This is a genomic window from Methylobacterium sp. WL6, assembly GCF_008040095.1.
GTDB lineage: Bacteria > Pseudomonadota > Alphaproteobacteria > Rhizobiales > Beijerinckiaceae > Methylobacterium.
Window position 1 is genome coordinate 1 of sequence record NZ_VRVH01000051.1, and the last position, 22,906, is coordinate 22,906.

18 protein-coding genes and 1 pseudogene are annotated in these 22,906 nt (G+C 71.4%); 9 read left to right on the top strand and 10 right to left on the bottom strand.

The features are described 5' to 3' along the window. From FV230_RS09875 to rsgA, 3 genes are all read right to left on the bottom strand, one after another. Positions 1–664: MFS transporter (locus tag FV230_RS09875; protein ID WP_147842246.1), on the bottom strand; the 664-nt coding region annotated here is incomplete at its 3' end. 252 nt (positions 665–916) lie between these two features. Beyond that, a complete protein-coding gene (locus tag FV230_RS09880) occupies positions 917–2,554 on the bottom strand; it encodes an inorganic phosphate transporter (protein ID WP_147842247.1) in 1,638 nt (545 codons plus the stop codon). A gap of 137 nt (positions 2,555–2,691) precedes the next feature. Continuing rightward, positions 2,692–3,705: a ribosome small subunit-dependent GTPase A gene (gene rsgA, locus FV230_RS09885; protein WP_243938970.1), complete on the bottom strand. Its 1,014-nt coding sequence runs from the start codon at positions 3,703–3,705 to the stop codon at positions 2,692–2,694. A 300-nt stretch (positions 3,706–4,005) separates the two neighbouring features. Here rsgA and FV230_RS09890 point away from each other — a divergent pair, with 300 nt between their 5' ends. The 7 genes from FV230_RS09890 to FV230_RS09920 all read left to right on the top strand — a co-directional run bounded on the left by FV230_RS09890 (position 4,006) and on the right by FV230_RS09920 (position 11,462). Beyond that, positions 4,006–5,991, top strand: coding sequence for a malonate decarboxylase subunit alpha (locus FV230_RS09890; protein ID WP_147842248.1), 1,986 nt, complete (start codon positions 4,006–4,008; stop codon positions 5,989–5,991). Between the two features lie 273 nt (positions 5,992–6,264). Continuing rightward, complete coding sequence (locus tag FV230_RS09895) at positions 6,265–6,444, top strand: hypothetical protein (RefSeq protein WP_147842249.1); 180 nt, start codon at positions 6,265–6,267, stop codon at positions 6,442–6,444. A gap of 422 nt (positions 6,445–6,866) precedes the next feature. Further along, the gene (locus FV230_RS09900; RefSeq protein ID WP_147725695.1) at positions 6,867–7,745 is read left to right on the top strand and encodes an STAS domain-containing protein; all 879 of its coding nucleotides are present in this window, start codon (positions 6,867–6,869) and stop codon (positions 7,743–7,745) included. A 4-nt stretch (positions 7,746–7,749) separates the two neighbouring features. Beyond that, positions 7,750–8,151, top strand: a complete 402-nt coding sequence (locus FV230_RS09905) for an STAS domain-containing protein (RefSeq protein WP_147842250.1) — start codon at positions 7,750–7,752, stop codon at positions 8,149–8,151. Then, positions 8,132–8,551: an anti-sigma regulatory factor gene (locus FV230_RS09910; RefSeq protein WP_147842251.1), complete on the top strand. Its 420-nt coding sequence runs from the start codon at positions 8,132–8,134 to the stop codon at positions 8,549–8,551. The genes FV230_RS09905 and FV230_RS09910 overlap by 20 nt, the downstream gene beginning before the upstream one ends. Before the next feature lie 2 nt (positions 8,552–8,553). Further along, complete coding sequence (locus FV230_RS09915; protein WP_147842252.1) at positions 8,554–9,549, top strand: ATP-binding protein; 996 nt, start codon at positions 8,554–8,556, stop codon at positions 9,547–9,549. After that, on the top strand, positions 9,546–11,462 hold the full coding sequence (locus FV230_RS09920; RefSeq protein WP_147842253.1) for an ATP-binding protein: 1,917 nt from the start codon (positions 9,546–9,548) through the stop codon (positions 11,460–11,462). The genes FV230_RS09915 and FV230_RS09920 overlap by 4 nt, the downstream gene beginning before the upstream one ends. 196 nt (positions 11,463–11,658) lie before the next feature. Here FV230_RS09920 and gyrB read toward each other — a convergent pair whose 3' ends face one another. The 3 genes from gyrB to FV230_RS09935 form a co-directional block, all read right to left on the bottom strand. Further along, the gene (gene gyrB, locus FV230_RS09925) at positions 11,659–14,136 is read right to left on the bottom strand and encodes a DNA topoisomerase (ATP-hydrolyzing) subunit B (protein ID WP_187274726.1); all 2,478 of its coding nucleotides are present in this window, start codon (positions 14,134–14,136) and stop codon (positions 11,659–11,661) included. A gap of 177 nt (positions 14,137–14,313) precedes the next feature. Further along, the gene (locus FV230_RS09930; protein WP_147842254.1) at positions 14,314–15,273 is read right to left on the bottom strand and encodes an aldo/keto reductase; all 960 of its coding nucleotides are present in this window, start codon (positions 15,271–15,273) and stop codon (positions 14,314–14,316) included. A 5-nt stretch (positions 15,274–15,278) separates the two neighbouring features. Continuing rightward, positions 15,279–15,923, bottom strand: coding sequence for an MBL fold metallo-hydrolase (locus FV230_RS09935; protein WP_147725689.1), 645 nt, complete (start codon positions 15,921–15,923; stop codon positions 15,279–15,281). A 372-nt stretch (positions 15,924–16,295) separates the two neighbouring features. On the opposite strand from FV230_RS09935, the pseudogene FV230_RS09940 reads away from it, so the two are divergent. Next, positions 16,296–18,592, top strand: a pseudogene (locus tag FV230_RS09940) (TonB-dependent receptor). Positions 18,593–18,649: 57 nt separating this feature from the next. On the opposite strand, the gene FV230_RS09945 reads toward FV230_RS09940, so the two are convergent. From FV230_RS09945 to FV230_RS09960, 4 genes are all read right to left on the bottom strand, one after another. Then, positions 18,650–19,018 (bottom strand): hypothetical protein, encoded by a 369-nt coding sequence (locus FV230_RS09945; protein ID WP_147725688.1) that lies wholly within the window; start codon positions 19,016–19,018, stop codon positions 18,650–18,652. A gap of 58 nt (positions 19,019–19,076) precedes the next feature. Further along, entirely contained in the window at positions 19,077–20,744 is a 1,668-nt protein-coding gene (locus FV230_RS09950; RefSeq protein ID WP_147842255.1) for an alpha-amylase family protein, read from the bottom strand. Positions 20,745–20,808: 64 nt separating this feature from the next. Beyond that, complete coding sequence (locus FV230_RS09955; RefSeq protein ID WP_147725686.1) at positions 20,809–21,129, bottom strand: BrnA antitoxin family protein; 321 nt, start codon at positions 21,127–21,129, stop codon at positions 20,809–20,811. Then, complete coding sequence (locus FV230_RS09960; protein WP_147842257.1) at positions 21,092–21,358, bottom strand: BrnT family toxin; 267 nt, start codon at positions 21,356–21,358, stop codon at positions 21,092–21,094. Before FV230_RS09960 ends, FV230_RS09955 begins: the two co-directional genes overlap by 38 nt. A gap of 161 nt (positions 21,359–21,519) precedes the next feature. Between FV230_RS09960 and FV230_RS09965 the strand changes: the two genes are divergently transcribed. Next, positions 21,520–22,906 (top strand): transglycosylase domain-containing protein (locus FV230_RS09965; RefSeq protein ID WP_187275460.1); only part of this gene is annotated, 1,387 nt, incomplete at its 3' end.

A 22,906-nucleotide genomic window follows, 5' to 3' on the forward strand; every position in this document is an offset into this window, starting at 1 on the left:
CTATCGCGCGATCGTGGCCAACCCGCGCGCGCGGGTTGGCCACGATCGCGCGATAGCGCGTCAGCGCCAGCCCGAATTCCGGCCGTCGCGCCGGAAGGCGGCCGCTCCGGTCGAACCCGAGCAGGGTCGCGGCGCAGCCGAGCACGGCGACCGCGGCGTTGATCGCGAACACGCCGTGCCAGCCGACCTGCCCCTCGATCAGCCCGGCGAAGGTCGAGCCCGAGAGCTGCCCGAGGATCACCGCGACGAGGAAGCGGCCGATCGCCACCTGGCGGCGCTCCATCGGCACCCGGTCGCCCATCAGGGCGAGCGCCAGCGGGATCACCCCGCCGGCCGCGGCGCCCGCCACCATCCGCAGGCCGAAGAGCAGGCGCAGGTCTTCGGCGAAGGCGCAGCCGACCAGCGCCGCCACCAGCACCGCGAGGCACGCGGTGATGACCCGCTCCTTGCCGACCGCGTCGCCCACCGGCCCGAGGATCGGCTGGATTAGTGCGTAGGGCAGCGCGAAGGCGGTCGAGAGCAGCGCCACGGTGTGGGCGTCGCTGCGAAGGTCGCGCGCCAGCACGCCGACCAGCGGCTCGACCGAGCGCCACGCGAAGGTGCTGGAGAAGCCCGCGGCCGCGAGCACCAGGATCAGGCGAGCAATCGAGGAGGTGGGAGGCATGCTGGGCCGCGGCTCGCGAACGCCCGGCCGAGGAGGCCGGATCGGTCCCGGCCTAGCCGACATCGACCGGGTTTGCAGCCCCGCCGAGGCCGTGGAGCCTGCCGTCGGCATGCAAGGCGCCGCCCCTGAAACCCGACCGCGCGCGCCCTCGCCCGGCCGGGCGCACGATCCGGTCGGACGCGTCCGGGTGATCGCTGCGGGCGATCCCGGGGCGACGAGCGGGACATGCGCAGGCCTCGAAAGGCGTTGGCCTTAGAAGACGTGGCGGAGGATGAAGAACAGGATGCCCGCCAGGGTGATCGCCGCCGGCAGGGTCAGCACCCAGGCCAGCGCCATGTTGCGCACCGTCGACATCTGCAGCCCGGAGCCGTTGGCCGCCATGGTGCCGGCGACGCCCGAGGACAGGATGTGGGTGGTCGAGACGGGCAGGCCGTAGACCTCGGCCAGCCCGATCGTGCCGGCGGCGACGAGCTCGGCCGAGGCGCCCTGCGCGTAGGTCAGGTGGGTCTTGCCGATCCTCTCGCCGACCGTGACCACGATCCGCTTCCAGCCGACCATGGTGCCCAGGCCCAGCGCCAGCGCGACGCAGACCTTCACCCAGGTCGGGATGTAGCGCGTGCCGTCGTTGAGCAGGCCGGTATAGGCCTTCAGCGTGCCGGCCTCGGCCTCCGAGAAGCTGGCGCCGTTCTTCGGCAGCAGCCGGATCGCGTCGGCGGCGAGGTACATGTCGTTGCGCAGGTTCGAGGTCTGCGCCGCCGGCACCTGCTTGATCGCACCGTAGTTCCGCACGTTGGCGGCGATGTCGGTGGAGAGGGCCGCGAGCGCGCCGTAGACCGCCGGCTGGTTCAGGTCCTTGGTCTTGAGCGCGTCCGAGACCTGCTTGCGGGCGGCCGCCGCGTCGGGCTGGGCCGTCGTCCCGGCGTGGCTCGCGAACACCGCGCTGGCGCTCTGCGAGGTCTGGATGAAGGCCGGCGTCGTGTCGTCGGCCATGGTGCGGTTCAGGGCGTAGGCGGTGGGCGCCGCGCCGATCAGGATCAGCATGATGAGGCCCATGCCCTTCTGGCCGTCGTTGCCGCCGTGGAAGAACGAGACCAGCGTGCAGGTCAGGATCAGCAGCGAACGGATCCAGAGCGGGGGCGGCGTGTCGCCCTCGGGCGCCTCGTAGAGGTCCTTGCGCCGCACGGTGAGCTTGAGCGCCAGCAGCAGGAGGGCCGCCGCGACGAAGCCAATGAGCGGGCTGAACAGCAGCGCCTTGAACACGCCGAGCGCCTGGGCCCAGTCGACGCCCGAGGTCGCGGAGCCTTCCGGCGCCATCAGCTGGTTGGCCAGCCCGACGCCGATCACCGAGCCGATCAGCGCGTGCGACGAGGAGTTCGGCAGGCCGAAGGCCCAGGTGCCGAGGTTCCAGACGATCGCGGCGATGAGCAGCGCGAAGATCATCGCGTAGCCGGCGCCCGACCCGACCTGCAGGATCAGCTCCACCGGCAGCAGCGTGACGATGGCGTAGGCCACCGCGCCCGAGGACAGCATCACGCCGAGGAAGTTGAAGGCGCCGGACCAGATCACCGCCACGAGCGGCGGCATCGAGTGGGTGTAGATCACGGTCGCCACCGCGTTGGCGGTGTCGTGGAAGCCGTTCACGAACTCGAAGGCCAGCGCGATCAGCAGGGCGAGGCCGAGGAGCACGAAGGCGCCGATCGCCAGCGGCGTCTGGCCGACCGCGTTCATGTCGGTGATCAGGCTGACGCCGGCGTAGACCAGGCCCGCCACCAGGATCAGCAGGAACGCGACGATCCCGCCCGGATGCAGGCCGCGATCGAGCGTCGGACCCGGGCGCCGCCTCGGTTCGGCGCCCGACAGGTGCGGTGTCAGGCGGGCAGAATCGGACATGACGGATCTCGACGGCGATCGGACTTCGAACGCCTTCGGATAGGTCGCGTGCGTGACGGTCCGGTGACGGCGCGCGAAAGGACAGTCGATTCGCGCCCGACGACACGGTCACGAGGCGGCGAATACCGATCGAGCGCTCAGTGCCTGCGCGGGCGCCGCGGCGCCGTGGCCGGGGTCTTGTCGCGATTCTCCGCGACGAGCTTGCGCCAGCGGTCCAGGCGGTCGGGGTCGAGGGTTCCGTCGGCGATGGCGGCCTGCACCGCGCAGCCCGGCTCGTGCGCGTGGGTGCAGTCGCGGAACCGGCAGTCGGGCGCGCGCTCGGTGATCTCGGCGAACAGCGTGTCGATCCCCTCCGCGGCGTCGCTGACGTGGAGCGTGCGCATCCCCGGCGTGTCGATCACCCAGCCGCCCCCCGCCATCGCGTGCAGCGAGCGGCCCGTCGTGGTGTGGCGCCCCTTGGCGTCGTGCTCCCGGATCGCGCCGGTCTCCTGCGGCGCGTCCTGGCCGGGCCCGGCCAGGGTGTTGACGAGCGTCGACTTGCCGACGCCGGACGAGCCGACGAGCGCGACGGTCTGCCCGGGCCCGCACCAGGGCGCCAGCGCCGCCGCGGCGTCCGGGCGGCGCGGGTTGACGCCGACCACCGACAGCCCGCGCTGGAGGGCGGCGGCCTGCCGGCGGTAGGCCTCGACGTCGTCGGTCAGGTCGGCCTTGGTCAGCAGGATCACCGGGTCGGTGCCGCCCTGGTTGGCCAGGGCGAGGTAGCGCTCCAGGCGGGCCGGGTTGAAGTCGGCGTTGCACGAGGTGACGACGAACAGGGTGTCGACGTTGGCGGCCGCGGCCTGCGGGACCTTGCCGCCCTCGGTGCGCCTCTGCAGCACGGTCCTCCGCGACAATCGGCGGTGCAGGGTCAGCGTCCGCGGATCGGCCAGGACCCAGTCGCCGACGGTGACGTCGCCGGTGCTGGCATGGACCGGCAGGATTAGCTCGACGGGGCCGGCCGCCGACAGCGCCGTCAGCCGGGAGCGGTGGACCAGGGCGATCCGCATCGGCGCGAAGCCGGCATCGGCGGCCTCGCACTGGTCCTCGAAGAAGCCGGACCAGCCGAGGCTGGCCGCTTCTGCGGCGCGGAGGGCGTGGGGATCATCGGTCACGGCTTCAGCCCATGACACGGCGCCGGCCGGCTGACCAGTGAGCCGCGCGCGTGCGGAAGCGCCGCGGGATGCCGAAGGCGCAGGGTTTGAATTCAATATTCTGCGCGTGGAAGAACGAGTTAATTTCAACGTCGCGACAAATAATGTTCGTTTGCAGGGCAGCCTTGGCTTGCCCTAACCTCCCCCCGAGCGGTCCCGCGCAGCCATGCCGTCGCGGTCCGTCAAGAATAGAGCCTGAGCCAACAGGTGCCGCAAGGCAGTGGCCGCAAGACTGGAACGGTCGTCGGCAGGGAGAGTCGCGTGAAGAAGAACAAGATCGTCAGCGCTGACGAGGCGATCGCCCTCATCCGCACCGACGACGTCGTCACGACGACGGGCTTCGTGCAGAGCTGCATCCCCGAGGCGCTGCACGCGGCCCTGGAGAAGCGCTTCGTCGAGACCGGCGCGCCCGGCAACCTCACCCTGATCATGACCGCCGGCGCCGGCGACAGCAAAGGCCTCGGCACCGGGCGCCTCCACCACGAGGGCCTGCTCGGGCGGGTGATCGCGGCGAACTTCGGGCGGATGCCCAAGGTGGCGCAGGCCGCGCAGGACAACCGCATCCGCGGCTACAACCTGCCGCAAGGGGTGATCTCGCAGCTCTACCGGGCCTGCGCCGCCGGCCAGCCCGGCCTGTTCTCGAAGGTCGGCCTCCACACCTACGTCGACCCGCGCCACGGCGGCGGCCGCGTGAACACCCTGACGACCGACGAGATCGTCAAGGTCGTGGAGGTCGAGGGCGAGGAGTGGCTGTTCTACCGGGCCACCAAGATCGACGTCGCCTTCATCCGCGCCACCAGCGCCGACCCGTCGGGCAACCTCTGCGTCTCCAAGGAGGCGCTGACGCTGGACAACCTCGCCCAGGCGATGGCCGCCCGCAACAACGGCGGCATCGTCATCGCGCAGGTCGAGCGCATCGTCGAGCAGGGCTCGATCAAGCCTAAGGACGTGCGCGTGCCGGGCATCCTGGTCGATTGCGTCGTGGTGGCGCCGCCCGAGCAGCACCGCATGAACTACGGCGTGCAGCACGACGCGGCGCTCGCCGGCGAGATCCGCGTGCCGGTCACCGGCCTGAAGCGGATGACGCTCGACGCGCGCAAGATCATCGCCCGCCGCGCCGCATTCGAGCTGCCGCCGAACGGCGTGGTCAACCTCGGCGTCGGCGCGCCCGAAGGCATCTCCTCGATCGCCAACGAGGAGAAGGTCACCCCCTACATCACCCTGACGACGGAAGCCGGCGCCGTGGGCGGCGTGCTCGCCTCCGGCTCGAGCTTCGGCGCGGCCACCAACGCCGACTCGATCATCGACCAGAACCAGATGTTCGACTTCTACGACGGCGGCGGACTCGACATGACCTGCCTCGGCATGGCCGAGTGCGACGGCGCCGGCAACGTCAACACCAGCCGCTTCGGCGGGCGGCTCAACGGCTGCGGCGGCTTCATCAACATCTCGCAGAATGCGCGCAAGGTGGTGTTCGCCGGCACCTTCACCTCCGGCGGCCTCGTCACCGAGATCGACGAGGGCCGCCTGCGGATCGTGCAGGAGGGCCGCTCGCGCAAGTTCGTCAGATCCGTCGAGCAGAACACCTTCAGCGGGCCGTTCGCGCAGGAGCGGCGGCAGCCGGTGCTCTACGTGACGGAACGCTGCGTCTTCAACCTGACCCAGGCCGGGCTGGAGCTGATCGAGGTGGCGCCGGGCATCGACATCGGCCGCGACATCCTCGCCCACATGGACTTCACGCCGGTGATCGAGAACCCGATCCCGATGGACCCGCGCATCTTCCGCGACGAGCCGATGGAGTTGCTCGCCGACCTCCTGAACCTCAACCTGCCCGACCGGGTGAGCTACGACCCGGCGCGCAACCTGCTGTTCGTCAACCTCGAAGGCTGGCAGGTCCGCTCGAAGGGCGACATCGACGCGCTGCGTCAGGTGCTCGAGACCGCCTGCCTGAAGGCCGGGCAGCGGGTGAACTCGGTGGTCAACCACGACGGGTTCCGCATCGGCGAGAACCTCTACGACGACTACGCCGAGATGATCGAGTACCTGTCGAAGTACCACTACCTCACGACGACGCGCTACGCGACGAGCGCCTTCCTGCGCCTGAAGATGCAGGAGGCCCTGAGCCGCCGCGGCCTCGCCCCGCACGTCTTCGAGCGCCGCTCGGAGGCGCACGCCTTCCTCGAAGCCGCCGAGCGCGAGGCCGCGCAGGCCGATGTCGGCGAGCGCCCGCTCCGCGCGGCCGAGTGATCGGAGGTCCGGCCGGACGCCGGGACGCGAGCGTCGGCGCCCGGATCCTGCGCGTCTCTGCCAAGTCGGGTCGAGCCTGAAGGCTCGGCTCATCAAGATGGCGCAAGCATCGATCGGACGCATGCCTGTCATCGAACCCGTGACGGGAACTCCGGGCGACGAGCACGCTTGGCTAAGTCTGATGTCGGGGGCTGCCGCGACGCCGGATCGAATCCGTCGATCGGGCAGGGTCGCCGGGACGCAGCCCTGCCCGACGCCGAAAGCGAGACGACCGTGCCCTTCTTCGAGAGTCGTTGGCTCTACGCCTCGCCCGTGAACGCGACCGAGCGGCATCTCGGCCGCACGTTGCGCGCGATGTACGAGGCCCTGCCGACGCCGCCGCCCTCCGAGCAGCTCTGCACGCTGTTGCGGAAGCTCGACCACGCCGTCGCGGCGGCCGATCCGACGCCCTGACGGGTCGGAGGCCGCCCTCGACCGGCGGGTTGCGCAGCGCGCCGTCGGTCTCCGCTTCGTCCGAGGCGTCACCGGGTTCCACGGGCAAGCCGCCGTCCGCCCGGACGCTGGCGCCCGACCATGAGAGCCGTCTCTCCCACGCCGGCTGGACGTCGTCGCCGACGCGATTTCTCCGGCTCTGCCAAGAGCTTGGCCAAGCTCTTCAAAGTCACGCAGCACCTCAAATTCGGGCGGCGCCTCGCCGCATCCGTCTCGCGGCGCGCGAGGACGGTCCGGGCCGATGATGGTTCCGGGCGTGGGAATCTTTCTTTTCACTGATCCGAATGCAAGCATTGCCGCGAGAGAGACCGGACTTGGCGGCGATGCAGCCTATCGAAACGCTCACGACCCAGGTAGATGCTGGATCACGACAGGGGGAAGACATGACGCGTATCGATGGCGCCGAGGTCCTGAAGCGGACGCTCGCGGACGACGAGGCCGCCATCCTCGATGCCTGGACCCTGTCCCTCCGGGAGGGGACATCCCTGCAGAGCGGCCGCATCCGCGAGGCCGAGCTCCAGACCCAGGCCAGGGCGGTCTATCGCCAGCTTCGGGACGCTTTCGCCGCGGGCGGGCTCGACGCCGACGCGGAGGGCTTCGCCCAGCTCCGCGACACCCTCGCCGACATCTCGCGCTCGCGGGCGATCCAGGGCTTCACGCCGACCGACACGGCCAACTTCGTGTATTCCCTCAAGCCGCCGGTCTTCGAGGCCCTCGAGAAGGCCCACGCGACGGACGCGGCGACGCTGGCGGCGGGGACCCGGGCCGCGAGCAGGGTGCTCGATCGGCTCGGCCTGCACACCATGGAGGTGTTCCTGGCCAGCCGCGAGGAGGTGATCGGGCGCCAGGGGCAGGAGATCGCCGAGCTCTCGACCCCGGTGGTCCGGCTCTGGGACGGCATTCTCGCGCTGCCGCTCATCGGCACCCTCGACAGCGCCCGGACCGGCGTCGTGATGGAGAACCTGCTCCAGGCGATCGTCGACGAGGAGGCCGAGATCGCCATCATCGACATCACCGGCGTGCCGACCGTCGACACCCTGGTGGCGCAGCACCTGCTGAAGACCGTCGCGGCGGCGCGGCTGATGGGCGCCGACTGCATCGTCTCCGGCATCCGGCCCCAGATCGCCCAGACCATGGTCCATCTCGGCGTCGAGCTGAACGTCGTCTCGAAGGCGACCCTGGCCGACGCCTTCGCCGTCGCCCTGAGGCGGACCGGCCGCAAGGTGGTGCGCCAGCAGGCCTCCATCGAGGGACGCGGCTGACGCCATGGACCGCATCCCGATCCTCAAGCTGGGTGGCGCCCTCATCGTCACCATCCAGGTCGACATGCACGACCGCCTCGCCCTCGCGCTGGAGGAGGACCTCACCGCGATGATCGCGCGCACCGGCGCACGCGGCGTCCTGCTCGAGATCTCGGCGCTGGAGATCGTCGATTCCTTCATCGGGCGCATGCTGGTGAGCATCGCCGCCGTCTCGCGCGTCCTCGACGCGGAGACGGTCGTGGCCGGCATGCGGCCGGCGGTCGCCATCACCCTGGTCGAGCTCGGCCTGGAGCTGACCGGCATCAAGACCGCCCTCAACGTCGAGCGCGGCATGGCGCTGATCCGGGCGCGGCTCGCCGAGGAGGAGGACGGCTGCGGGGGCGACCGTGAAGGCCACGAAGGCTGAGCCCCCCAAGGCCGAGACCCTCGCGATCCGCTCGGGCGACGACGTCGTGCGGGTGCGCCAGCGGGTCCGCGCGCTCGCCATCGAGATCGGCCTCGGGCTCGTCGACCAGACCAAGATCGTCACCGCCGCGAGCGAGCTCGCGCGCAACACCCTCGACTACGGCGGGGGCGGCCACGTCCACGCGGAGATCGTCCAGGCCGGGACGCGCAGGGGCCTGCGCCTGACCTTCGAGGATCAGGGCCCCGGCATCGCCGACATCGATCAGGCGATGACCGACCACTACACTTCCGGCGGCGGGCTCGGCCTCGGTCTGGGCGGCGCCAAGCGGCTCTCGAACGAGTTCCACATCGCGTCGACCCCCGGAGCCGGCACCCGCGTGACGATCGCGCGGTGGAAGTGAGCATGCACCGGATCACCGTGACGGAAGCGAGCCAGGTGGCCGAGGCGCGGCGGCGCGCCGTCGCCGTGGCGCAGGGCATCGGCTTCGACGAGACCGCGGCCGGACGCGTGGCCCTGGTCGTCACCGAGCTCGCCACCAACGTCGTCAAGTACGGCGTGCCGGGCGAGGTCCTGGTGGGCACCTACGAGGACGGGACCGGCTCGGGGGTCGAGATCCTCGCCCTCGACAAGGGCAACGGTTGCCAGGATCTCGGCCTCGCCCTGCGCGACGGCCATTCCACCGGCGGCAGCGCCGGCGAAGGGCTCGGCGCGGTGCGTCGCCTTTCCGACGCCTTCGACATCGTCTCCCGGCCCGGCCTCGGCACCGCGGTGCTGGCGCGCCTGTCGATCGACAGGACGCGCACCCCGGACGGCGTGCCCGGCTTCGGCGCGGTGACGGTGCCGCTGAAGGGCGAGACCGCCAACGGCGACGCCTACGCCGTGCGCGAGCGCGACGACGGCTGGACCGCCATCGTGTCGGACGGCCTCGGCCACGGGCCGGAGGCCGCCAAGGCGTCCGAGGAGGCCCTCAAGCTGTTCCGGCGCCATCGCGACGAGCCGCCCGCCGCGATCCTCGCCGCCATCCACGCGGGCCTCTCCCACACCCGCGGCGGCGCGATCTCCGTCGCGCGCTACGCCCGGGATCGCGCCACCCTCGCGCTGGCCGGCATCGGCAACGTCGCCGGGGCGGTGGTCTCCGGCGCGGCGATGAAGCGGACGGTCAGCCTGGCCGGGACGGCCGGCCACGCGGCCCGGCGGATCCAGGAGTTCGAGTACCCGATGCAGGCGCGGGACCTGTTCGTGCTCTGCTCCGACGGCATCGCGACGGGCTGGTCCCTCGACGCCCATCCGGGCCTCGCCGGCGCCCACCCGACCCTCGTGGCCGGGGTCATCCTGCGCGACTTCGCCCGCGCCCGCGACGACGCCACCGTGCTCGTCGTGCGGGGGGACCCGGCATGAGGTGGCCGCTGCTCTCGAGCCTGGTCGAGCACGAGGACGACATCATCGCGGTGCGCCAGCGGGTGCGCGGGCTGGCCGAGCGCCTCGGCTTCGGCGTCCAGGACCAGACCCGGATCGCCACGGCCCTGTCCGAGATCGCGCGCAACGCCTACGGCTACGCCGGCGGCGGACGGGTCGAGTACGGCCTCGACACGGTGGAGGGCGGCCAGATCCTGCTGATCCGCGTCCGCGACGCGGGGCCCGGCATCCCGCATCTCGATGCCATCCTGGAGGGGCGCTACCGCTCGACCACCGGGCTCGGCATCGGCATCACCGGGTCGCGCCGGCTGATGAACCGCTTCGAGATCGAATCCGTCGTCGACCACGGCACGATGGTGACGTTCGGGATGCGGCTGCCGTTCGGCTCCGAGACCTTCACGGGGCGCCGGCTGACCACCCTGGCCGACGACGTCGCCCGGGCCCGGACGGACGAGCCGGCGACCGCCATGCGCGAGCAGAACCGCGAGCTCCTGCGCAGCCTCGCCGAGCTCGCCGAACGCGAGGAGGAAGCCCAGCGCCTGAACCGGGAGCTGTCCGACACCAACCGGGGCGTGGTGGCGCTCCACGCGGAGCTGGAGGCGCAGGCCGCCCTCCTCCGCGAGGCGGGGGCCCTCCTCGAGAGCCAGGTGGCGGCCCGCACCGCCGAGCTCGCCGCGGCGAACGCCCGGCTCCTCGCCGAGGCGGCCGAGCGCGAGCGGATGGAGCAGGACCTCCGGCAATCGCAGAAGCTCGAGGCGGTCGGCCAGCTGACCGGCGGCGTGGCGCACGACTTCAACAACCTGCTGACCATCATCCGCTCGTCCGTCGACTTCCTGCGCCGGCCGGACCTGCCCGAGGACCGGCGTAAGCGCTACATGGACGCCGTCTCCGACACGGTCGACCGCGCCGCCAAGCTCACCGGGCAGCTCCTGGCCTTCGCCCGCCGGCAATCCCTCAAGCCGGAGGTGTTCGAGGTCGGCGCGTGCCTGAACGGCGTGGCCGAGATGCTCGACACCATCACCGGCGCGCGCATCCGCGTCCGGGTCGAGGCGTCGGACAGGCCGGCCCTGGTGCGCGCCGACCTCAACCAGTTCGAGACGGCCCTGGTGAACATCGCCGTCAACGCCCGCGACGCGATGGACGGCAGCGGGACGCTGACGATGCGGGTGGCGGCCGGGCAGGCCATGCCGACGATCCGGGGCCATGCCGGCTCGCGCGGGCCGTTCGCAGCGGTCTCGCTCGCCGACACCGGCTCGGGCATTCCCCTCGACGTGCTCGGGCGCATCTTCGAGCCGTTCTTCACCACCAAGGACATCGGGCGCGGCACGGGGCTCGGGCTCTCCCAGGTGTTCGGCTTCGCCAAGCAGTCCGGCGGCGACGTCGACGTGACGAGCGAGATCGGCCGGGGCACGACCTTCACCCTCTACCTGCCCGAGGTCTCGTCGGAGGCGGTCGAGGCCGCCGTCGCCGACCCCGACGCCGCCCTGTCGCCGGCGGGGCTGGGCCAGCGCATCCTGCTCGTGGAGGACAACCTCGAGGTCGGCGCCTTCTGCTCGCAGATCCTCGAGGACCTCGGTTACGCGCCCGAATGGGTGGTCAACGCGGAGGAGGCGCTCGTGCGCCTCGGGACGGACGGGGCCGGCTTCCGGGCCGTCTTCTCCGACGTCGTCATGCCCGGCATGGGCGGCATCGAGCTCGCCAAGGCGTTGCGCCTCCGCATCCCGGCCCTGCCGGTGGTGCTGGCCTCGGGCTACAGCCACGTGCTCGCCCGCGAGGACAGCCACGGCTTCGAGCTGCTGCACAAGCCCTACTCGGCCGCGCAGGTCGGCCGGGTCCTGCGCCGGATCATCGGCACCGCATCCCCGGCCCCCGACCCCCCGGAGCACGGCCGATGACGCAGGATCAGACGGCGCCCGCCGCGCTGTCCGAGCGCGACCGCTCGCCGCCCTCGCGGAGTACGGGATCCGCGACAAGCTCGACATGCGCCGGGCTCTCGGCGCGAACGGGCTGTCCTGACATCCGATACGGCGGACACCGAGGTCCGTGGGAGCGTCGTCCGGCCGTCGGCCGGACTCGTCTCGCACCGACAGATCACACGTCGAGGTTGGCCACGCTGAGCGCGTTCTCCTGGATGAACTCGCGCCGGGGCTCGACCACGTCGCCCATCAGCTTGACGAACAGGTCGTCGGCGTCGGTGGTGTCCTTGACCTTGACCTGGAGCAGCGAGCGGATGTCGCGGTCGAGCGTCGTCTCCCACAGCTGCTGCGCGGTCATCTCGCCCAGGCCCTTGTAGCGCTGGAGCTGGAGCCCCTTCCGGCCGAACGCCATCACCGCCTCGAACAGCGCGACCGGCCCGTGCAGGACCGTCGATTCGCCCTTGCGCGAGAAGGTGACCGGCTCGCCGTAGATCTCGCGGAGCGCGTCGGCGCGGTCGGCGAGGCGGCGCGCCTCCTGCGAGGCGATGAGGCCGGCATCGAGCGTCGCGACCTGGCGCACGCCGCGCAGCGTGCGCCCGAAGACGTAGCCGCCCTCCGACGCCTCGCCCTGCCAGCCCTGCTCGATGTCGTCGGCGATGGCGTCGAGGCGCCTGGCCGTCACGTCGGCCAGGACCTCGGCCTCGCCCGCGTGCTCGGCCGCCTCCGGCCGGAAGGCGCCGGCCAGCACCGCCTGCTCGACCACCGAGCGGTCGTAGCGGGTGTGCAGGCCGAGCAGGATGCCGCGGAAGGTGCGGGCCTCCTCGACCAGCGTCTTGAGCTGCGGGCCGCCGAAGGCCGCGCCCGAGGCCAGCGTCAGGGTCGCGCCCTCGACGCCCTGGTCGATCAGGTAGTCCTCGAGGGCGCGCTCGTCCTTGAGGTAGAGCGCCTTGCGCCCGCGCTCGGCTTTGTAGAGCGGCGGCTGGGCGATGTAGAGGTGGCCGCGCTCGATCAGCTCCGGCATCTGCCGGAAGAAGAAGGTCAGGAGCAGGGTGCGGATGTGCGAGCCGTCCACGTCCGCGTCGGTCATGATGATGATGCGGTGGTAGCGCAGCTTGTCCGGGTTAAAGCCCTCGCGGTCGGTCGAGGACCGCCCGATCCCGGCCCCGAGCGCGGTGATCAGCGTGCCGATCTCGGCCGAGCCGAGCATCCGGTCGGCGCGCACGCGCTCGACGTTGAGGATCTTGCCCCGCAGCGGCAGCACCGCCTGGAAGGTGCGGTCGCGGCCCTGCTTGGCCGAGCCGCCGGCCGAGTCGCCCTCGACCAGCAGGATCTCGCACTTGCTCGGGTCGCGCTCCTGGCAGTCGGCGAGCTTGCCCGGCAGCGAGGCGATGTCGAGCGCGCCCTTGCGGGTCACGGTCTCGCGCGCCTTGCGCGCGGCCTCGCGGGCCGAGGCCGCCAGGATCACCTTGCCCATCACCGACCGGGCCTGGGACGGGTTCTCCTCCAGCCAGTTCGACAGGCCCTCGTTCAGCACGTTCTCCACCGCCGGGCGCACCTCGGAGGAGACGAGCTTGTCCTTGGTCTGCGACGAGAACTTCGGGTCCGGCACCTGCACCGAGATCACCGCGGTCAGGCCCTCGCGGCAATCCTCGCCGGTGAGGGTGATCTTCTCGCGCTTGGCGATGCCCGACGATTCCGCGTAGCCGGTGATCTGGCGGGTCAGCGCGGCGCGGAACCCCGCCATGTGGGTGCCGCCGTCGCGCTGCGGGATGTTGTTGGTGAAGGGCAGCACCGTCTCGTTGAACGAGTCGTTCCACCAGAACGCCACCTCGACGCGGATGCCGTCGCGCTCCGAGCGCACCATGACGGGCTTGGACACGCCCTCGATCGGCTTGCGCGAGCGGTCGAGGTAGCGCACGAACGCCTCGATCCCGCCCTCGTAGTACAGCTCCTCGCGCCGGTGCTCGGGGTGGCGCGCGTCGGTCAGCACGATCCGGACGCCGGAATTGAGGAAGGCGAGCTCGCGCAGGCGCTTCTCCAGCGTCGCGAAGTCGAACTCGATCATCGTGAAGGTGTCGGTGGAGGGCAGGAAGCTGACCTCCGTCCCCTTCCGCCCGTTGCCGGGGCCGAGGACCTTGAGCGGGGCCACGGCGTCGCCGTGGCGGAACTCCATCGTGTGCTCCTTGTCGTTGCGCCAGATGCGCAGGCGCAGCCACTGCGACAAGGCGTTGACGACCGAGACGCCGACGCCGTGCAGGCCGCCCGAGACCTTGTAGGAATTCTGGTCGAACTTCCCGCCGGCGTGGAGCTGGGTCATGATGACCTCGGCCGCCGAGACGCCCTCCTCCTTGTGGATGTCCACCGGGATGCCGCGGCCGTTGTCCGAGACCGTGCAGGAGCCGTCGGCGTTCAGCGTCACGGTCACGAGGTCGGCATGGCCCCCCAGGGCCTCGTCGATGGCGTTGTCCACCACCTCGTAGACCATGTGGTGCAGGCCCGAGCCGTCGTCGGTGTCGCCGATATACATGCCGGGGCGCTTGCGCACGGCATCCAGGCCCTTGAGCACGCGGATCGACTCCGCGCCGTAGGCGTCGACGAATTCGGCGGGGGGCACGGCGCCCTGGGACAGGTCGTTCGGGTTCTGGTCAGACATCAAGGTCCTCGGGCAGGCGGGTCCGAGCGCGAGGGTCCGGCGCCCGCTTGGGAGCAGCCCCGCCTGCGATTCGATCAGTCCGCCTCATATAGGCGTTCCGCCTTGAAATTGCATCGTTTCCAGGCTTGCACGGCCTGGCTCGGTCCCGTGTTCTGACGCGGCCGCCTTAACGTCGGGTTAGGCCTGAATCCCGCCGGCCGACGCCGCGTCGAGGCGTGCGATCGCATCGGGCGGGAGGCGCAGCGTGGCGGCCCCGATCAGCTCGTCGAGCTGCGCCACCGAGGTCGCGCTGGCGATCGGCGCGGTGATGCCGGGGCGCGCCATGATCCAGGCGAGCGCCACCTGCGCCGGGCTGGCGCCGTGCTCGGCGGCGACCGCATCGAGCACGCCGAGCAGCGCGAAGCCCTTCGGCGTCAGGTACTTCGACACCCGGTTCTCGCGGGCGCGGCCGGCGGCGGACTCCGCCGAGCGGTACTTGCCGGTGAGGAAGCCGGCCGCGAGCGAGAAGTAGCCGATCACGCCGAGCCCGGCCTCGCGGCAGACCGGCTCGAGCTCGGCCTCGTAGCCGCGCTCGGCCAGGCTGTAGTCGGGCTGCAGGCATTCGTAGCGCGGCAGGCCCGCGCGTTCCGCGACGGCCAGCGCCTCGCGCAGGCGCGCGGCGGAAAAATTCGAGGCGCCGATCGCCCGCACCTTGCCCGCCTGGATCAGGCGCTCGTAGGCGCGCAGCGTCTCCTCCTGCGGGGTCGCCGCGTCGTCGGCATGCGACTGGTACAGGTCGATCCGGTCGGTCCGGAGCCGGCGGAGCGAGGCCTCGCAGGCCTCGGCGATGCGCGCGGGCGCGAGGCCGGTCCTGCCCCCGCCCATGTCCATGCCGACCTTGGTCGCCAGCACGACCTTGTCCCGCGTGCCGCGCGCGGCGAACCAGCGGCCGATCACCGCCTCCGACTCGCCGCCCGCATGCCCGGGGGCCCAGCGCGAGTAGACGTCGGCCGTGTCGACGAAGTTCAAGCCCGCGTCGACGAAGCGGTCGAGGATCGCGAAGGACGTGGTCTCGTCGGCCGTCCAGCCGAAGACGTTGGCGCCGAGGCACAACGGGGCGACGGACAGGCCGGAGCGGCCGACGGGGCGCGTTTCCATGGCGCTCAACCCTGCAGGAACGGGTTCGAGACCCGCTCCTCGCCGAGCGTCCCGGTGGGTCCGTGGCCGGGGATGAAGGCGAGGTCGTCGCCGAGCGGCAGCACCTTCTCACGGATCGCGCGGATGAGCTGGTCGTGGTTGCCGCCCGGCAGGTCGGTGCGCCCGACCGAGCCCTTGAACACCACGTCGCCGACCAGGGCGAAGCGCGCGTCGCGGCTGACGAACACCACGCTGCCGGGCGAATGGCCGGGGGCATGCAGGATGTCGAAGGCCAGCGGCCCGACGGTCACGGCGTCGCCCTCGTCGAGCCAGCGGTCGGGCACGACCGCGCGGGCGCCGTCGATGCCGTAGTTGGCGCCGGTCTCGGGCAGCGAGTCGAGGAGGTAGCGGTCGGCCTCGTGCGGGCCCTCGATCGGCACGCCGAGGCGCTCGCGCAGCTCGGCCGCGCCGCCGGCATGGTCGATATGCCCGTGCGTCAGCAGGATCTTCTCCACGCTCACGCCCTGCTCGGCGATCGCCGCCTCGATCCGGTCGAGGTCGCCGCCGGGATCGACCACGGCGCCGACCTTGGTCGCGGCATCCCAGATCAGGGTGCAGTTCTGCTGGAAGGGCGTGACCGGGATGATCCCGACGCGGGGCGTGCCTGGCATGGTGGTCCGTTCACCGAGTGGAGGGTGGAAGCGCCGCCCGTTCTAACCCCGATCGGGTCGAGCCGCACCCCGGGGGGCGGCCGCACCGCAGGAGCGCTTGTATCCGAAATGCGACGGCTCGGCCGATTCATCGCGCGTGCGCCGCCGCCGGCTGGTTGGTTGACGGTGCAACCGATACAACTTTGTGCACAATCCGTCGTCCGTCTCGCCTTCGTCCGTCTCGCGGATCTGCGCCGTGCCCGTGCCGCCCGCCTTCGTCGACATCGCCGCGCGGTTGCCGGTCGCGCCGCGCGTCGACCGCACCGGGTGACCGCGATGGCGTTCCGGCGCTTGCGGGAGCGCGTCCGCCTCCGCCGGATCGTGCCCGCCCTGATGCTGGCCCAGCTCGTATCCGCGGCGGCTGGGGCGGAGGCCGCGGCAAGGCCGGAGGCGGAGATCCAACCCGGATCGGACGACGGCGTCACCCTCGACACGCTCTCCGTCGTCGGCGAGGCCCGCCCCGACGAGCCCCGCGACTTCGGCGTGTCCGCTCCGCCCGGATCGGCCCCGAGCCCGATCGAGAACCCCGTCGGCCAGGTGGTGACGTCGATCGGGCGCGCGCGGGCGCGATCGACGACCGGCCGCCGACGGGGATCGGCGCCGTGCTCGCCAACAGCCCCGGCGTCACCGTCCGCCATGGGCTCGGCGGCCGCGACGTGGTGATCTCGATCCGCGGCAACAACGCCCGCTCCACCGGCATCACCCGCAACATGGTGGTGCTGGAGGATGGGTTCCTGGTGACGCAGGCCGACGGCGCCTCGCGCTTCGACCTGTCGGATCCCCGCGCCTATTCGCGGATCGACGTGTTCCGCGGGCCGCAATCGGCCCTGTTCGGCAACTATGCCAGCGGCGGCGCGCTGGCCTTCCGCACCCGCACCGGCCGCGAGATCGACGGCGCCGAGGTCGCGGTCGACGCCGGCAGCTTCGGCGTCCTGAACACGTCCTTCGCCGTCGGCCAGGCGAGCGGCCCGTTCGAGATCAGCCTGTTTTCCAGCGACGCACGCGGCAACGGCTACCAGGGCCATGCGAGCTTCGACACCCAGACCGTCAACCTGCTGGCGAGCTACACCCCGAGCCCGGACGACCGCTTCACCCTCAAGGTGATCGACAACGTGGTCTCCACCGGGCTGCCGGCGCGCGCGTCGCTGAACCAGTTCACCCTCAACCCGTACCAGCGCGGCTGCGAGACCGCCGCGACGGCGGCGCCCGGCTGCGCGACGGTCGCGATCCTGCGCAACGGCATCTTCGGACGGACCGTGGCGGTGACCGCCGACGAGGGCGGCTTCGGGCGCGACGACCGCCGCACCGTCGTCGCCGGCCGCTGGGAGCACCACGTCGACGCGCAGACGACTTGGCGCGTCCAGGCCGGCTACGACGAGCGCCGCTACGACCAGCCGTTCTACACCCTGGCGGGCCGCGCCAGCCTGCCCTCGGTCAACCTCGCCGCCGACCTGACCCGGCGCGGCGAGCTGTTCGGGCTGGCCGCCACCGGCTACCTCGCGCTGAGCTACGACACCATCGACATCCGCGCGCCCACCTTCAACCGGGCGGCCTACGGGGGACCGCGGATCGGCGCGCCGATCGGCCTGCAGGAGGCGATGCAGGACAACCTCGGCGGCCGGGCACGGGCCGAGATCGCCGTGTCCGACCGCTGGACCGCCGTGCTCGGGATCGGCGCGACGCGGACCGCGATCGCCGGGCGCAACACCACCTTCGCCTACACGGCCGCCGGCGCCGCCTCCGCCGTCACCGGGGTCGACCCGACCTACGTCAACGTCGCGCCCGACCTGATCCTCGTGTACCGGCCGGATGCGGACTGGGCCCTGCGCGGCCGGGTCGCCGCCGGCTACGCGACGCCGTCGGTCGGCAACCTGTTCGTCACGCCGGCCGGCATCCCCGGCGACAACACCGGGCTCCGGTCGCAGCGGAACCTCGGCTTCGACCTCGGCGCGGACTGGTTCCCGACGGCGGGCGTGCGCGTCAGCCTCACCGGCTTCTACGAGCTCTTCCGCAACGAGCTGGTCGGCCAGTCGCCGGGGGCGGGGCTCCTGTCCTACACCTTCAACGTGCCGGCCTCGGAGCACCGCGGCATCGAGCTCGGGGCGGAGGCGGCGCTCGGCTCGGGCTGGCGCGGCACGCTGGCCTACACCTTCGACGCCCAGGTCTACACGCGGTTCGTCGAGCGCCTCGCGGCCGGCCCGCTCACCGCCGCGTTCGACCGGGCCGGCAACCGCATCGTCGGCGTGCCGGAGCACCAGCTCCTCGCCCGGATCGGATACGACGTGCCGGCCGGGCCGCTCGCCGGCCTCGGCGCCTACGCCGAGGCGGTGGCGCAGGACGGATCCTTCCTCGACAACGCCAACCTGCTGCGGGTGTCGGGCTTCGCGGTCCTGAACCTCAACGTCCACTACGCGACGGCGCTCGTCGGCGACGTCCGGCGCCTCGACCTCTACGGCGAGGTCCGCAACGTCCTCGACACCGCCTATGTCGGCGCCGCCAACCCGCTGGCGAACACGCTGAGCCCCGTCACCGGCCTGCAGAACGGCCGCGCCGTGCTCGCGAACACGAGCGGCACGATCTTCGCCGGCCCGCCGCGGACCTTCATGACCGGGATGCGACTGCGATTCTGAGCCTCGTCGCGCGCGGTCGATGGGGCGCGCGGGAGGACGATGCTCTCGGGGTCTCGCTCAGTCGGCCGCCCCGCCCTTCGGCCGGCGGAAGCCGTCGTGGAGCGCCAGCATCTCCGCCATGCCCAGCGCCCGGCTGCTCCACCGGGTCTCGGCGGTGTTCACCTGGGTGAAGCGGTCGTGCGAGCGGCCGCCATAGGCGCCGAACAGCACCAGCGCCTCCGCGCCGTCGGGCGCCGGGCGGTCGATCCGGTAGGAGGGCGGGCCGCCCTTCGCGGTCACCCCGATCCGCACCACGGCGTCGCCGAAATGCTTCTGGCACATCCGCATGGTGGCGAGCACCGCGCGGAGATAGGCCTCGCCGTCCTCGAGGTCGGGCAGCACGTCGGCGATGGTCGCGTCGGGCGAAAGTGGGGGGCGTCGGGGCATCGGGTTCTCGCTTCCCGGTCTCCCCTACCCTGCCGCGGCGGCAAGCGCGAGGCGCCGGTCAGGTCGGCTTGCGCTTCAGTAGCGCGTCGAGCCCGCCGACCCGGAACCAGTGATAGCCGTAGCCCTCCAGGTAGAGGCCGTGGCGCCCGGCATCGTCCGCCTCGCTGCGCTCGCCCGTGAGCAGGTCGATCAGCAGCAGGCCGTCCGGCGCGGGGACGCCGGTGTCGAGCGCGACCTCGGTCGGGCCGGGCCCGAGGTTGTGGAGGCACAGCACCGCGTTGCCGCGCCAGTCGTAGCGGAGCGCCAGCACGGCCGGCTGGCCGGTCTCGAGCGCGGTGACATCGCCCCAGCCGATCTCCGGCGCCTCCTTGCGCAGGCGGATGATGCTCTGCATCCAGTTGAGGAGCGAGCCGGTCTCGTGGCGCTGGTCCGCGACGTTGACGTGCGCGTAGCCGTAGGCGCCGTGGTCGATCGGCGGCATGGTCGGCGTCGCCGACCGGGTGAAGCCGCCCTGCGCCTCGGGCGTCCACTGCATCGGCGTGCGGGCGCAGTCGCGCTCCTTCAGGGTCAGGTCGTCGCCCATGCCGATCTCGTCGCCGTAGCGCAGCACCGGGGTGCCGGGCAGCGTGAACATCAGCGAGTAGGCCAGCCGGATGCGGCGCGGGTCGCCGTCGAGCATCGGCGCGAAGCGGCGCCGGATGCCGCGGTCGTAGAGCTGCATGCCCTTGTCGGGGCCGAACCTCTCGAAGACGGTCTGGCGCTGCTTCTCGGTGAGGCGACCGAGGTCGAGCTCGTCGTGGTTCCTCAGGAAGATGCCCCACTGGCAGGAGAGCGGCCGGGGCTTGGTCCGCTCGATCGCCTTGACGAGCGGCCGCGCGTCGTGGGCCGCCAGCGCGTAGAAGGTCGCCTGGTTGACCTGGAAGTTGAACATCATGTGCGTGCGGTCGGCGTCGTCGCCGAAATAGTCGAGGTCCTGGCGGGGCAGGATGTTGGCCTCGGCCAGGATGATCGCGTCGCCCTTGCGCCATTGCAGGAACTCGCGGAAGTCGCGCAGCATGTCGAACTGCTCGCGCGGCGCGCCCGTCACGTCGGCGCCCTTCTCGGCGATGACGAAGGGCACCGCGTCCATGCGGAAGCCCGAGACCCCGAGCTCGATCCAGAAGCCCATGATCTTCAGGATCTCGGCCAGCACGGCGGGGTTGGCCGTGTTCAGGTCTGGCTGGAAGTCGAAGAAGCGGTGGAAGTAGTAGGCGCCCGCCGCCTCGTCCCAGGTCCAGGTCGTCGTCTGGACGCCGGGAAACACCATGCCTTCGTCGGCGTTGGCCGGCTTCTCCTTCGACCAGACGTACCAGTCGCGATAGGGCGAATCCGGGTCGGAGCGGGCGGATTGGAACCAGCGGTGCTGGTCCGAGGTGTGGTTGACCACGAGGTCGATCAGCACCCGCAGGCCGCGCTGCTTGGCGGCGTGGGTGAAGGCCACAAAGTCCCCGAGCGACCCGTAATCCGGGTCGACCCCGTAATGGTCGGCGATGTCGTAGCCGCCGTCGCGCTTCGGCGAGGGCTGGAACGGCATCAGCCACACCGCCGTGACGCCGAGCCCCTGGAGGTAGTCGAGCCGCCGCTCCAGCCCGGCGAAATCGCCGATCCCGTCGCCGTCGGCATCCATGAAGGTGGCGACCGACAGGCAGTAGATGACGGCGTTCTTGTACCAGAGGTCGGTGATCATCGGGCCTCGCGAGGTCGAAGGGGGCCCGACGCGCGCGGCGGGACGGAGGAAGCCGGCCGGTCCGCTACTTCCGCGCATGCTCCATGTAGGCGCGCAGCACGGCGTTGATCCGGGTCTGATATCCGCGTCCCTGGCCCTGGAAGAAGGCCAGGACGTCGGCGTCGAGCCGGATGGTCATCGGCTTCTTGCGCGACTCGGGGTGGAACACCGCCTTGCTCCAGTCGATCTCCAGCCCCGCCTCGTCGGGGTCGGAGGCGACCGCGGCCTCGACCTCGGCATCGGTCATGGCCTTCACGGCCTCCCAGTCTGTCCGGTCCTCGCCGTCCCTCCGCATCGCGGTCAGTTCCTCAGCCGTATAGCTGACGATATGCGGCTCGTTCCTCATGACGTGCCCTCCGGAGTGAGATCGCGCGACGCCGATCGCCGCGCCATGTCCAGACCAGGGCGACGAACACCCCGTCGAGTTCGGCGACGGTGATCATGCGCGGCTCGGGCGCATGCGTCGACGGCAGGTCGAGCCGGGCGCGACCGTCGAACAGGAGGTCCGCCCTGACGAAATCGAGCCGGTGCTTGGCAAGGTTGCCGAGCCGCTCGGCCTCGTCCCACTCGAACATCGCAGCGCACCGTAACGTGTCCATACGAGGCGTCAATACGCAGCCGCGCACAAGCCCGGGGCGAGGCACGCTCCTTAAAACAGCCGCGTTGTGCACGCCCTGTTCAGGGCGACGCCCGCAGGTTCGGGGCGCACGTGGAAGAGCCCGGTGCCCCGGATTTCATGAACACCATCCTGATCAAGCTGTTCGCGACCGCCCTGACGCTGAGCCAGGTCACGACCAAGCCCGATGCGGTAAGGACCCGGTTCGACCCTGCCGTCGACGGTCCGCAGGTCGTGCAGATCCTGCGCGACGGCTGCGCGCACATGCGAAAAGCCTTCGACATCGAGGACATCAACCTCGACGAGCTGATCTCCACCGCGATGGAGGACCCGAGCGCGGTGGCGGGGCCGGCGGCGCCGAAGATCCTGCACGGGCTCGACATCGGCGAGCTGAACACGAGCTACAAGCAGTTCTGCAAGGGCGAGAACCCCAAGGCCTCGCCGTTCGACGCCCGCGAGGTGATCGAATTCTACAACAAGGCGACCACCGACCTGCCGACCGCCGAGGCCCTGCGCGACAAGGCGCTGCCGGGCATGACCCGCATCCTCGACGCCTCGGGAAAGCCCTTCGCCGAGACCTTCGAGCCGAACGGCCGCCGCCTCGTCGTGCCGATCGGCGACGTGCCGCAACTGGTCCGACAAGCTTTCATCGCCGCCGAGGACAAGCGCTTCGAGAGCCACCACGGCATCGACGAGCGCGGGGTGATCCGCGCCTTCATCGGAAACCTCGCCGCCCCGGGCCGCCCGGCCGGCGGCTCGACCATCACGCAGCAGGTGGTGAAGAACCTCTCGGTGGGCGACGACGTCACCTACGAGCGCAAGATCCGCGAGATGATCGTCGCCTCCCGCCTGGAGCGCATCCTCGGCAAGCCGCAGATCCTCGGGCTCTACCTCAACGGGATCTATCTCGGCCGCGGCGCCTACGGCATCGAGATGGCCGCCAGGAGCTATTTCGGGAAGTCGGTGGGCGAGCTCACCCTGCCCGAGGCGGCGCTTCTCGCCGGCATGCCGAAGGGCCCCAACTTCTACAGCCCCGACAAGTACCCCGAGCGCGCCCGCGAGCGCCGCGCCTACGTGCTCGCCCGCCTCAAGGAGGAGGGGGCGATCACCGAGGCCGAGATGGCGGCGGCCGTCGCCTCCGACCTCGGGCTGAAGCCGATCGAGACCGCGCGGCGGGATTCAGGGTTCTACGTGGTCGATCATCTCACCCGCGAGGCCCGCACCTTCGCCGGCCTCGATTCGCTCACCGCTTCGTCCTTCACCGTGCGCTCGACCATCAATGCCGGGCTGCAGCGGGCGGTCGAGGGCGCGCTGCAGGACGGGCTGGCGAATTACGAGCGCGGCACCGGGCGCCAGACCTTCTCCGGGCCGGAGTTCAACCTCGCCGACAGCGTGCGCAAGCTCGGGGCGGCGACGCCCGCCCCCGAGGCGGCACCGCAATCGCTGCCGGGCGTGACCGGGGCGGAGGCGAAACCCGAGGCGGCGAAGGCGGCCGTCGGCAGGCCGG